General features: G+C 61.1%; 8 protein-coding genes and 1 tRNA gene. All 9 read left to right on the top strand.

Translation table 11 applies throughout. The features are described 5' to 3' along the window. Nucleotides 1-110: 110 nt before the first annotated feature. The 9 genes from PI87_RS21490 (at nucleotide 111) to rpoC (ending at nucleotide 12775) form a co-directional block, all read left to right on the top strand. Nucleotides 111-186: transfer RNA gene (locus tag PI87_RS21490), tRNA-Trp, on the top strand. A gap of 56 nt (nucleotides 187-242) precedes the next feature. Then, nucleotides 243-623 carry a preprotein translocase subunit SecE gene (gene secE / locus PI87_RS21485; RefSeq protein WP_039599767.1) on the top strand — a complete coding sequence of 127 codons (381 nt, stop codon included), beginning with the start codon at nucleotides 243-245 and terminating at the stop codon, nucleotides 621-623. A gap of 12 nt (nucleotides 624-635) precedes the next feature. Beyond that, complete coding sequence (gene nusG, locus PI87_RS21480; protein WP_039599766.1) at nucleotides 636-1220, top strand: transcription termination/antitermination protein NusG; 585 nt, start codon at nucleotides 636-638, stop codon at nucleotides 1218-1220. 175 nt (nucleotides 1221-1395) lie between these two features. Beyond that, nucleotides 1396-1827, top strand: a complete 432-nt coding sequence (gene rplK, locus PI87_RS21475; protein WP_004634453.1) for a 50S ribosomal protein L11 — start codon at nucleotides 1396-1398, stop codon at nucleotides 1825-1827. 2 nt (nucleotides 1828-1829) lie between these two features. Then, nucleotides 1830-2525, top strand: a complete 696-nt coding sequence (gene rplA, locus PI87_RS21470; RefSeq protein ID WP_039599765.1) for a 50S ribosomal protein L1 — start codon at nucleotides 1830-1832, stop codon at nucleotides 2523-2525. Between the two features lie 370 nt (nucleotides 2526-2895). Beyond that, nucleotides 2896-3402, top strand: a complete 507-nt coding sequence (gene rplJ, locus PI87_RS21465) for a 50S ribosomal protein L10 (protein WP_039599764.1) — start codon at nucleotides 2896-2898, stop codon at nucleotides 3400-3402. 63 nt (nucleotides 3403-3465) lie between these two features. Beyond that, on the top strand, nucleotides 3466-3840 hold the full coding sequence (rplL, locus tag PI87_RS21460; RefSeq protein ID WP_039599763.1) for a 50S ribosomal protein L7/L12: 375 nt from the start codon (nucleotides 3466-3468) through the stop codon (nucleotides 3838-3840). Between the two features lie 449 nt (nucleotides 3841-4289). Continuing rightward, on the top strand, nucleotides 4290-8396 hold the full coding sequence (gene rpoB / locus PI87_RS21455) for a DNA-directed RNA polymerase subunit beta (protein WP_039599762.1): 4107 nt from the start codon (nucleotides 4290-4292) through the stop codon (nucleotides 8394-8396). Nucleotides 8397-8539: 143 nt separating this feature from the next. Then, the gene (gene rpoC, locus PI87_RS21450; protein ID WP_039599761.1) at nucleotides 8540-12775 is read left to right on the top strand and encodes a DNA-directed RNA polymerase subunit beta'; all 4236 of its coding nucleotides are present in this window, start codon (nucleotides 8540-8542) and stop codon (nucleotides 12773-12775) included. The last annotated feature ends 229 nt before the right edge of the window (nucleotides 12776-13004 follow it).

Below are 13004 nucleotides of genomic sequence, written 5' to 3'. Positions count from 1 at the left end.
TTGCCAAGATCATCAAGTAAGTTGCTGTAACTCTTCCATGCGGCTGCCAACCGGCCGCATGTGAAGTGCCAGAGTGGGGTTGACCGAAATGGCAACCCCAAAGCTGTTTTAGGGGTATAGCTCAACTGGCAGAGCGTCGGTCTCCAAAACCGAAGGTTGGGGGTTCGATTCCCTCTGCCCCTGCCAATTCATCAGCCGCGTAGCGCGATTCAGCGCCACGCGGCTTGTCTCGTTTGGGAAACATGGCCAATCCGACCGTCGAAACCGTCAACACCGCCAGCGGCAAATGGCTGCTGGTCGTGGCGTTCCTGCTGGTGGTCGCAGGGGTGATCGGTTTTTACTTGCTGGCGCAACAGCCGAGTTACGTCCGTGCGGCCTCGCTGATCGGCGGGCTGGTGCTGGGTGCCGGTGTTGCACTGGTGTCCGCGCCGGGGCAGAGCTTTATCGAGTTCGCCCGCGAGTCGTACCGCGAAGTTCGTAAGGTCGTTTGGCCGACGCGCAAGGAAGCAGGGCAGATGACCGGTCTGGTGTTTGCCTTCGTGGTAATCATGGCCTTGTTCCTCTGGTCTGCGGACAAGCTCATCGAGTGGGTAATCTTCTCGCTCGTGTTGGGCTGGAAATAATCGAGTGAAGCCATGACGGATAACGCAGCGAACGACACGTCCACGGATTCGTCCGCACCGGCCTCTAAGAAGCGCTGGTATGTCGTGCATGCCTACTCGGGCATGGAAAAGAGCGTGCAACGCGCGCTGCAGGAGCGCATTGAGCGCGAAGGCCTGCAACATCTGTTCGGCCAGATTCTGGTGCCGTCGGAAGAGGTGATGGAAAGCAAGAGCGGTCGCAAGACCGTGACCGAGCGCCGCCTTTTCCCGGGCTATGTCTTTGTCGAAATGGAGATGACCGACGAGACCTGGCACTTGGTCAAGAACACGGCCAAGGTGACGGGGTTCATCGGTGGTACGGGTAACCGTCCCTCGCCGATTTCCAAGGGCGAAGTCGACAAGATCATGGCCCAGATCCAGGAAGGCGTCGAAAAGCCGCGTCCTAAGACGCTGTTCGAAGTGGGCGAAATGGTGCGTGTGAAGGAAGGCCCGTTCACCGACTTCAACGGCAACGTCGAGGAAGTGAACTACGAGAAGTCGCGCCTGCGCGTTTCCGTGACGATCTTCGGGCGTGCAACGCCGGTCGAACTCGAGTTTGGCCAGGTCGAGAAGGTATAAGGATTGGGTGCGGGGGCGTAAGCCGCCGCGCCAATCGCCCAGTCCATTGGACTTGGCGGGCAACGGCGGTGAAGCCGCCTGCGCCAACAGAGGAGCGTCAGCCCTGCGCTGATGCGTTACCACTCAATAGGATTGCCACGGTTGTCTTAGCTGGGCAATCCGGATTGGAGTCAAGATGGCCAAGAAAATTATTGGCTTTATCAAGCTGCAAATTCCGGCTGGTAAAGCAAATCCGTCCCCGCCCGTCGGCCCGGCCCTGGGTCAACGCGGTCTGAACATCATGGAGTTCTGCAAGGCGTTCAACGCGCAGACTCAAGGCATGGAGCCGGGCCTGCCGGTGCCGGTGGTGATTACCGCCTTCGCCGACAAGAGCTTCACCTTCGTGATGAAGTCGCCGCCGGCGACCGTGCTCATCAAGAAGGCAGCCGGTATCCAGAAGGGCTCGGCCAAGCCGCATACCGACAAGGTCGGCAAGATCACCCGCGCCCAGGCTGAAGAAATCGCCAAGGCAAAGAACGCTGACCTGACCGCAGCTGATCTGGACGCCGCCGTGCGTACGATCGCCGGTAGCGCCCGTTCGATGGGTATCACGGTGGAGGGCCTGTAATCATGGCAAAGATTTCGAAGCGCGTGGCCGCAAACAAGGCCAAGGTCGAGCGTACCAAGTTCTACCCGATCGACGAAGCCCTGAGCCTCGTTAAGGAATGCGCCAGCGCCAAGTTCGATGAGTCCATCGACGTGGCCGTGCAACTGGGCATCGATGCGAAGAAGTCGGACCAAGTGGTGCGTGGTTCGGTGGTGCTGCCTGCCGGTACCGGTAAGTCGGTGCGCGTGGCCGTGTTTGCCCAAGGCGACAAGGCAGAGCAAGCCAAGGCTGCTGGTGCAGAGATCGTCGGCATGGAAGACTTGGCTGAGCAGATCAAGGCCGGCAAGATGGACTTCGACGTCGTGATCGCTTCGCCGGACACGATGCGCGTGGTTGGTACGCTGGGTCAGATCCTGGGCCCGCGCGGCCTGATGCCGAACCCGAAGGTCGGCACCGTGACGCCGGACGTCGCCACGGCTGTGAAGAACGCCAAGGCTGGTCAGGTGCAATTCCGTGTCGACAAGGCCGGTATCATCCACGCCACCATCGGCCGCCGTTCGTTCGAACCGGCTGCTCTGAAGAGCAACCTGGCTGCACTGCTGGACGCGCTGACCAAGGCTAAGCCGGCTTCGAGCAAGGGCGTGTACCTGCGCAAGGTCGCCGTCTCGTCGACCATGGGCGTTGGCGTGCGTGTCGACCAGGCAACCCTGGCTGCCTGATCGTTCTCGATCATTCGCGCTGGGTGGCCCGATAACCACCCCAGCGTTAGCAGTTTTCTCTCGCGTGGCCCCGGCCACGCGGTCCCTTGCGGTTTGAGGGAAGGACTTTGGGCAGGGGCGGATGTGTGCGCAAGCGCGCTGAAGCCGCTGGTTATCAAAGACCGTTGGCGGTGAAGGGCTCGTCGAGCCGACACCTTAATCGCGACGCAATCCGGTAACGGAGCGCACGGCCAACGCAGATGGCGCCCCCGAAGGGAATAAGTGACTTTGGTATTGCCGAAGTGATTTGTGCCAATCGGACGCCGTACTTTTGGACTGACCGAGGTGACCTCAGTGACTGTGGAAACCGAAGTCGTTTTGGAGCTTAACCGTGGCACTCAATCTCGAAGATAAGAAGGCCGTCGTGGCCGAGGTAACGGCGCAAGTCGCCAAGGCCTCGACCATCGTCGTTGCTGAATATCGCGGTATCACGGTTGGCGATCTGACCAAGCTGCGCGCGCAAGCGCGCCAGCAAGGCGTCTACCTGCGCGTTCTGAAGAACACGCTGGCACGCCGCGCTGTTGAAGGCACGCCGTTTGCCGAACTCGCCGAGCAACTGACTGGCCCGCTGATCTACGGTATTTCCGAAGACGCAGTGGCCCCGGCCAAGGTGCTGAACGATTTCGCCAAGGGCAATGACAAGCTGGTGCTGCGCGCCGGTTCGTACGAAGGCAAGGTGCTGGACGCCAATGGCGTGAAGGCCCTGGCTTCGATCCCGAGCCGCGAAGAACTGCTCAGCAAGCTGCTGTTCGTCATGCAGGCACCGGTGTCGGGCTTTGCCCGCGCCCTGGGTGCTCTGGCTGCCAAGCAAGGCGAAGGCGAGGCTGCTGCAGCCTAATCGGCCGCGGCACCACGTACAGATCGCACGATCGATACCGAATCACATTCTGGAGTTATTCAAATGGCAATCACCAAAGACGACATCCTCGAAGCCGTTGGCTCGATGTCCGTGATGGAACTGAACGACCTGGTCAAGGCGTTCGAAGAGAAGTTTGGCGTGTCGGCAGCTGCTGTTGCAGTGGCTGGCCCGGCAGCTGGCGGCGCCGCTGCTGCAGCCGAAGAGCAAACCGAATTCACCGTGACGCTGAAGAGCGCCGGCGCGAACAAGGTTGGCGTCATCAAGGCCGTGCGTGAAATCACCGGCCTGGGCCTGAAGGAAGCCAAGGACCTGGTCGATGGCGCACCGAAGCCCGTGAAGGAAGGCGTCGACAAGAAGACCGCCGACGAGCTGGTGAAGAAGCTGGTGGAAGCCGGCGCGGAAGCCGAAGCCAAGTAAGTGCAGGTCTCGCGTGCCGTATTCGGTACGCGACGGAGGCTGGCAAAGGGAGATTTCCCGGCGCCAGCCTTTTTGCGCTTGTGGGACGCGATGCTGAGCGATCCTGCAATCACGCAATAAGTAACGCTAAAGTCTCTTTCGCCGGGTTTTCCGGCAGCCGGCCGGAACAAGGCCAGCAGAGGCCAAACATCAGTGGCACACTAGGCAGTTCGCAGTCCGCTGATGTTTGTCTTCTGAACCGACTGCAGAAGGCAAGTTTGGTCGGGTACTCCCCCGTCCGTAGCATGGGCTCCATGGGTTCATGTGCGGGCGGCGCGCGCAGTACCGTCAGCCAGAGGTTGGTAGCGGCCAACCGCCAAATCCCGTCACCAGTCGCTGAACACCTCAAGTGCCAGGCGTGACCTACGCTACAAGTCCGTCGCGCGCACTTGCGATGATTCGGAGATCCCATGGCGTACAGCTTTACCGAGAAAAAGCGCATTCGCAAGAGTTTCGCGAAGCGTGCAACGGTCCATCAGGTTCCCTTCCTGCTTGCCACCCAGATTCAATCGTATGCTCAGTTCTTGCAAGCCGAGGCAGGCCCCTCGCAACGCAAGACCGAAGGCCTGCAGGCTGCATTCAATGCCATCTTCCCCATCGCGTCGCACAATGGTCTGGCGCGCATGGAGTTTGTGTCGTATCACCTGTCCAACCCGCCGTTTGACGTCAAGGAATGTCAACAGCGTGGTCTGACCTTCCACTCGGCGCTGCGCGCAAAAGTGCGCTTGATCATCAACGACCGCGAGAACCCCACCAAGGTCAAGGAGATCAAGGAGCAAGAAGTCTACATGGGCGAAATTCCGCTCATGACCTCCACCGGTTCGTTCGTGATCAACGGCACGGAACGTGTGATCGTGTCCCAGCTGCACCGTTCGCCGGGCGTGTTCTTCGAACACGACAAGGGCAAGACGCACAGCTCGGGCAAGCTGCTGTTCTCGGCACGGATCATTCCGTACCGCGGCTCTTGGCTCGACTTCGAATTCGACCCGAAGGACATCCTGTACTTCCGCGTTGACCGCCGGCGCAAGATGCCGGTGACGATTCTGCTGAAGTCGATCGGCCTGACGCCGGAACAGATCCTGGCGCACTTCTTCGTGTTCGATAACTTCACGCTCAAGAGCGAAGGCGCACTGATGGAATTCGTGCCCGAGCGTCTGCGTGGTGAAGTCGCGCGCTTCGACATCTCCGACAAGAACGGCAAGGTCGTCGTCGAGAAGGACAAGCGTATCAACGCCAAGCACATCCGTGACCTGGACTCGGCTGGCACCAAGCTGATCAGCGTGCCGGAAGACTACCTGCTGGGCCGCGTGCTGGCGAAGAACATCGTCGATCCGGACACCGGTGAAGTCCTGGCCAACGCCAACGACGAACTGACCGAAGGCGTGCTCGAGAAGCTGCGCGACGCCGACGTGAAGGAAATCCAGACGCTGTACACGAACGATCTGGATCAAGGTCCGTACATCTCGTCCACGCTGCGCACGGACGACACGGCCGACCAGACCGCCGCGCGTATCGCGATCTACCGCATGATGCGCCCCGGCGAGCCGCCGACCGAAGACGCCGTCGAAGCGCTGTTCCAACGTCTGTTCTACAGCGAAGACTCGTACGACCTGTCGCGCGTGGGCCGCATGAAGGTCAACAGCCGTCTGAACCGCTCGGAAGGCACTGGCCCGATGGTGCTGACGGACGACGACATCCTCGACACGATCAAGCTGTTGGTGAACCTGCGTAACGGCAAGGGCGAAGTGGACGATATCGACCACCTCGGCAACCGTCGCGTGCGTTGCGTCGGCGAACTGGCGGAAAACCAGTTCCGTGCCGGTCTGTCGCGCGTTGAGCGTGCTGTGAAGGAACGTCTGGGCCAAGCCGAGACGGAAAACCTGATGCCGCACGACCTGATCAACTCGAAGCCGATTTCGTCGGCGATTCGCGAGTTCTTCGGTTCGTCGCAGCTGTCGCAGTTCATGGACCAGACCAACCCGCTGTCGGAAGTCACGCACAAGCGTCGTATTTCGGCACTGGGCCCGGGCGGTCTGACGCGCGAGCGAGCGGGCTTTGAAGTCCGCGACGTGCACCCGACCCACTACGGCCGCGTGTGCCCGATCGAAACGCCGGAAGGTCCGAACATTGGTCTGATCAACTCGCTGGCACTGTACGCACAGCTGAACGACTACGGCTTCCTGGAAACGCCGTACCGCAAGGTTGAAAACAGCAAGCTGACCGACGAAGTGCACTACCTGTCGGCCATCGAAGAAGGCAAGTACGTGGTGGCACAGGCCAACGCGACGGTGGACGAGAACGGCAACTTGGTTGACGAACTGGTCTCCGCACGTGAAGGCAGCGAGCGTGAAACGCGTATGGTCACGCCGGACCGCGTGGAATACATCGACGTGGCGCCGTCGCAGATCGTGTCGGCTGCAGCTTCGCTGGTGCCGTTCCTCGAGCACGATGATGCAAACCGTGCACTGATGGGCGCAAACATGCAGCGTCAGGCCGTGCCTTGCCTGCGTGCAGACAAGCCGCTGGTGGGTACCGGCGTCGAGCGCACCGTGGCAGTGGACTCGGGTACGGCGGTGCAGGCCACCCGTGGCGGCGTGGTTGACTACGTTGATGCAAACCGCGTGGTGATCCGTGTGAACGATGCGGAAGCCGTTGCTGGTGAAGTCGGCGTCGACATCTACAACCTGATCAAGTACACGCGTTCGAACCAGAACACGAACATCAACCAGCGTCCGATGGTCAAGGTGGGCGATATCGTTGCCCGCGGCGACGTGATCGCTGACGGCGCTTCGACCGACATGGGCGAGCTCGCGCTCGGCCAGAACATGCTGGTCGCGTTCATGCCCTGGAACGGCTACAACTTCGAGGATTCGATCCTGATCTCGGAGCGTGTGGTTGCGGAAGACCGCTACACCTCGATCCACATCGAGGAGCTGTCGGTCGTTGCGCGCGACACCAAGCTCGGACCGGAAGAAATCACGCGCGATATCTCGAACCTGGCTGAAGCCCAACTGGCTCGCCTGGACGAATCGGGCATCACGTACATCGGCGCCGAAGTGGAAGCCGGCGACGTGATGGTCGGCAAGGTCACGCCGAAGGGCGAGACCCAGCTGACGCCGGAAGAGAAGCTGCTGCGTGCGATCTTCGGTGAGAAGGCGTCCGACGTGAAGGACACCTCGCTGCGCGTGCCGTCGGGTATGAGCGGTACCGTGATCGACGTGCAGGTCTTCACGCGTGAAGGCGTGACGCGCGACAAGCGCGCCCAGTCGATCATCGACGAAGAACTGAAGCGCTACCGCCTGGACCTGAACGACCAGCTGCGTATCGTGGAAGGCGATGCCTTCCAGCGTCTGGAGCGTCTGCTGGTGGGCAAGGTTGCCAACGGCGGCCCGAAGAAGCTGGCCAAGGGCACTGCGCTGACGAAGGAATACCTGGCCGATCTGGACAAGTGGCACTGGTTCGACATCCGTCCGTCGGATGACGAAGTGGCGCTGCAACTGGAAGCTGTGAAGGTCGCCATCGAGCAGAAGCGCCACGACTTCGACCTCGCGTTCGAAGAGAAGCGCAAGAAGCTCACGCAAGGCGACGAACTGCCGCCGGGCGTGATCAAGATGGTCAAGGTGTACCTGGCCGTGAAGCGTCGCCTGCAGCCTGGTGACAAGATGGCCGGTCGTCACGGTAACAAGGGTGTTGTGTCGAAGATCACCCCGATCGAAGACATGCCGTACATGGCTGACGGTACGCCGGCAGACATCGTGCTGAACCCGCTGGGCGTGCCTTCGCGGATGAACGTGGGTCAGATTCTCGAAACCCACCTGGGCTGGGCCGCGCGCGGTCTGGGCGAGCGCATCGGCAACATGCTCAAGGCGCAAGCCAAGGCTGCCGAAGTTCGCAAGCTGCTGGGTCAGATCTACAACGAGAGCGGCAAGGTTGAGGATCTGGACAGCCTGTCCGACGCTGAAGTGCTGGAACTGGCCGAGAACCTGAAGAAGGGCGTGCCGTTCGCGACGCCGGTGTTCGATGGTGCGCATGAGGATGAAATTCGCCGCATGCTGGACCTCGCCTATCCGGAAGACATCGCGAAGGAGAAGGGCCTGACCGCTTCCAAGCAGCAGGTCACGCTGTTCGACGGCCGCACCGGTGAAGCCTTCGAGCGTCCGGTCACGCTGGGCGTGATGCACATGCTGAAGCTGCACCACTTGGTCGACGACAAGATGCACGCGCGTTCGACCGGTCCGTACTCGCTGGTGACGCAGCAGCCGTTGGGCGGTAAGGCCCAGTTCGGTGGCCAGCGTTTCGGTGAAATGGAAGTGTGGGCACTCGAAGCGTACGGCGCGTCCTACGTGCTGCAGGAAATGCTGACCGTGAAGTCGGATGACGTGAACGGCCGGACCAAGGTGTACGAGAACATCGTCAAGGGCGAGCACTCGATCGATGCCGGCATGCCGGAATCGTTCAACGTGCTGGTGAAGGAAATCCGCTCGCTGGGTATCGACATCGACCTCGAGCGCAACTAAGCGCCGAAGCGGTGAGGGCGTGGCGGCACGGGTTGTCCCAACCTGCCACGCCTTGGTAACAGCAGTAGCAGCCCATTGACGAAGATTTAGGGCCGGTGCCTTAGCAGTCCTAAGGCGCCAGCCTCAAACTCAAGGAGTTTGGAATGAAAGCATTGCTCGACCTATTCCGTCAGGTACAGCAAGAAGAGCAGTTTGACGCGATCAAGATTGGCCTCGCGTCGCCTGAGAAAATCCGTTCGTGGTCGTACGGCGAAGTCAAGAAGCCCGAGACCATCAACTACCGTACGTTCAAGCCCGAGCGTGACGGTCTGTTCTGCGCCAAGATCTTCGGCCCGATCAAGGACTACGAGTGCCTGTGCGGCAAGTACAAGCGCCTGAAGCATCGTGGCGTGATCTGCGAGAAGTGCGGCGTTGAAGTGACGCTGGCCAAGGTGCGCCGTGAGCGCATGGGCCACATCGAACTGGCTGCGCCGACTGCGCACATCTGGTTCCTGAAGTCGCTGCCGTCGCGTCTGGGCATGGTGCTCGACATGACGCTGCGCGACATCGAGCGCGTGCTGTACTTCGAAGCATTCGTCGTGGTTGAGCCCGGCATGACCGCGCTCAAGAAGAGCCAGATCATGTCGGAAGACGACTACCTGGCCAAGTGCGACGAGTACGGCGAGGGCGAATTCGTCGCCATGATGGGCGCCGAAGGCATTCGCGAGCTGCTGCGCGACATCGACATCGAGAAGCAGATCGAAACGATCCGCGCCGAACTGCAAGCCACGGGTTCGGAAGCCAAGATCAAGAAGTTCGCCAAGCGCCTGAAGGTGCTCGAGGCATTCCAGCGTTCGGGCATCAAGCCGGACTGGATGATTCTCGAAGTGCTGCCGGTGCTGCCGCCCGAGCTGCGTCCGCTGGTGCCGCTGGACGGCGGCCGTTTCGCCACGTCGGACCTGAACGACCTGTATCGCCGCGTGATCAACCGGAACAACCGTCTGAAGCGTCTGCTCGAGCTGAAGGCGCCGGAGATCATCGTGCGCAACGAAAAGCGCATGCTGCAGGAAGCAGTGGACTCGCTGCTGGACAACGGCCGTCGCGGCAAGGCGATGACCGGCGCCAACAAGCGTCCGCTGAAGTCGCTGGCTGAAATGATCAAGGGTAAGGGCGGCCGTTTCCGTCAGAACCTGCTGGGCAAGCGCGTGGACTACTCGGGCCGTTCGGTCATCGTGGTGGGCCCGACGCTCAAGCTGCACCAGTGCGGCCTGCCCAAGCTGATGGCGCTCGAACTCTTCAAGCCCTTCATCTTCCACAAGCTGGAAACGATGGGCATCGCCACCACCATCAAGGCGGCGAAGAAGGAAGTGGAAAGCCAGACGCCGGTGGTGTGGGACATCCTCGAAGATGTCATCCGCGAACACCCGGTGATGCTGAACCGTGCGCCGACGCTGCACCGTCTGGGTATCCAGGCGTTCGAGCCGGTGCTGATCGAAGGCAAGGCCATCCAGCTGCACCCGCTGGTTTGCGCGGCGTTCAACGCCGACTTCGACGGTGACCAGATGGCTGTTCACGTTCCGCTGTCGCTCGAAGCGCAGATGGAAGCGCGTACGCTGATGCTGGCGTCGAACAACGTGCTGTTCCCGGCCAACGGCGAACCGTCGATCGTGCCGTCGCAAGACGTGGTGCTGGGTCTGTACTACACGACCCGCGACAAGATCAACGGCAAGGGTGAAGGCATGACCTTCGCCGATATCTCGGAAGTCATCCGCGCCTACGAGAACAAGGAAGTCGAACTGGCTTCGCGCGTGAACGTGCGGATCACCGAGTACGACCTGGTGAACCCGGAAGCCGACGGCGACGCCCGCTTCGCACCGAAGATCACGCTGCAATCGACCACGATTGGCCGCGCGATTCTGTCGGAGATCCTGCCGAAGGGTCTGCCGTTCTCGGTGCTGAACAAGCCGCTGAAGAAGAAGGAAATCTCGCGCCTGATCAACACGGCGTTCCGCAAGTGCGGTCTGCGCGAAACCGTGATCTTCGCTGACAAGCTGCTGCAGTCGGGCTTCCGCCTGGCAACGCGCGCCGGTATCTCGATCGCCATCGACGACATGCTGGTGCCGCCGGCCAAGGAGAAGATCATCTCCGAGGCAGCCGCCAAGGTGAAGGAATACGACAAGCAGTACATGTCGGGTCTGGTGACGGACCAGGAGCGTTACAACAACGTCGTGGACATCTGGGGCGCCGCTGGTGACCAGGTGGGCAAGGCGATGATGGAGCAGCTCCAGACCGAAGACGTGGTCGATCGCAACGGCAAGACCGTCAAGCAAGAGTCGTTCAACTCCATCTACATGATGGCCGACTCGGGCGCACGGGGTTCCGCTGCACAGATCCGTCAGCTGGCAGGGATGCGTGGCCTGATGGCCAAGCCGGACGGCTCGATTATTGAAACGCCGATTACCGCGAACTTCCGCGAAGGCCTGAACGTTCTGCAGTACTTCATCTCGACCCACGGTGCACGTAAGGGTCTGGCTGATACGGCACTGAAGACCGCAAACTCGGGTTACCTGACCCGTCGTCTGGTCGACGTGACGCAGGATCTGGTCGTGGTGGAAGACGATTGCGGCACCACCAACGGCGTCTTGATGAAGGCGCTGGTGGAAGGCGGTGAAGTGATCGAAGCCCTGCGCGACCGTATCCTGGGCCGCGTGGTCGTGGGCGATGTGGTGAACCCGGAAACGCAGGAAACGGCCATCGAGAATGGCACGCTGCTGGACGAAGACCTGGTCGAGCTGATTGATTCGATCGGCGTGGACGAAGTCAAGGTCCGCACGCCGCTGACCTGCGACACGCGCTACGGCCTGTGCGCCAAGTGCTACGGCCGTGACCTCGGCCGCGGCGTGCTGGTGAACTCGGGTGAAGCGGTGGGTGTGATCGCTGCTCAGTCGATCGGTGAGCCGGGCACACAGCTGACGATGCGTACGTTCCACATTGGTGGTGCGGCATCGCGTGCGGCAGTGGCATCGAGCGTGGAAGCGAAGGCAACTGGTATCGTGCGTTTCACGGCGACGATGCGCTACGTCACCAACGCGAAGGGCGAGCAGATCGTCATCTCGCGTTCAGGCGAAGCGCTGATCACCGACGACCACGGCCGCGAGCGTGAGCGCCACAAGATCACGTATGGCGCGACGCTGCTGGTGCAGGATGGCCAGTCCATCAAGGCCGGCACGCAGCTCGCCACGTGGGATCCGCTGACGCGTCCGATCATTTCGGAGTACTCGGGCACCATCAAGTTCGAGAACGTCGAAGAAGGCGTGACCGTTGCCAAGCAGATGGACGAAGTGACCGGTCTGTCGACGCTGGTGGTGATCGATGCGAAGCGTCGTACCGCTGCCACGAAGGGCATTCGTCCGCAGGTGAAGCTGCTCGACTCGTCGGGCGCCGAAGTGAAGATCCCGGGCACGGACCACTCCGTGACCATCGGCTTCCAGGTGGGCGCGCTGATCACCGTGAAGGACGGTCAGCAAGTGCACGTGGGTGAAGTGCTGGCACGTATCCCGACCGAATCGCAGAAGACGCGTGACATTACCGGTGGTCTGCCGCGTGTGGCCGAACTGTTCGAAGCCCGTTCGCCGAAGGACGCTGCCGTGCTGGCAGAAGTCACCGGTACGACTTCGTTCGGTAAGGACACCAAGGGCAAGCAGCGCCTGGTGATTACGGACCTCGACGGCAATGCCCACGAGTTCCTGATCGCCAAGGAAAAGCAGGTGCTGGTGCACGACGGCCAGGTGGTCAACAAGGGCGAAATGATCGTTGAAGGCCCGGCCGACCCGCACGACATTCTGCGTCTGAAGGGCGTGGAAGAGCTGGCGACCTACATCGTCGACGAAGTGCAGGACGTGTACCGTCTGCAAGGCGTGAAGATCAACGACAAGCACATCGAAGTGATTGTTCGTCAGATGCTGCGCCGTGTGCAGATCGCCGATGTGGGCGACACCCGCTTCATCCCGGGTGAACAGGTGGAGCGTTCGGACCTGCTCGACGAGAACGACAAGGTGATCGCGCTGGGCAAGCGTCCGGCGACCTACGAGAACCTGCTGCTGGGTATTACGAAGGCATCGTTGTCGACCGACAGCTTCATCTCGGCGGCGTCGTTCCAGGAAACCACGCGCGTGCTGACCGAAGCCGCCATCATGGGCAAGGTCGACGACCTGCGTGGTCTGAAGGAAAACGTCATCGTCGGCCGTCTGATCCCGGCCGGTACCGGTCTGGCTTACCACCGTGCCCGCAAGGCCAAGGAAGCCGCCGACCGCGACCGCGCTGCAGCGATTGCCGAAGAAGAAGCCGCTTCGATCTTCGAGACGCCTGTCGTCCATCAAGAGGAAGGCGGCGCCGCCTGAAGTTAGGCAGCGTCCTTCGCATCAAAGCCCGGCCCCCCTTGTGGGGTGCCGGGTTTTTTTTCGCCTGCATGTCGCGCAAACAACAACTGGGTAGACGCCGGCCTCAGCGTGCTCTGATTTTCTCGAAACGTTAACCTGCCTTAACATCGCAACGGCTATGATCACGCGGTTATAGACCGGCACTTTTTACAACCGGCTCACGATCCTGCTGCGCGGCCCGATCTTGGCC

Source organism: Ralstonia sp. A12 (genome assembly GCF_000801955.1).
In the GTDB taxonomy this organism is placed as follows: Bacteria; Pseudomonadota; Gammaproteobacteria; order Burkholderiales; family Burkholderiaceae; genus Ralstonia.
The sequence above is the reverse complement of the archived record's forward strand: the minus strand, read 5'-3'. Positions and strand labels throughout refer to the sequence as shown.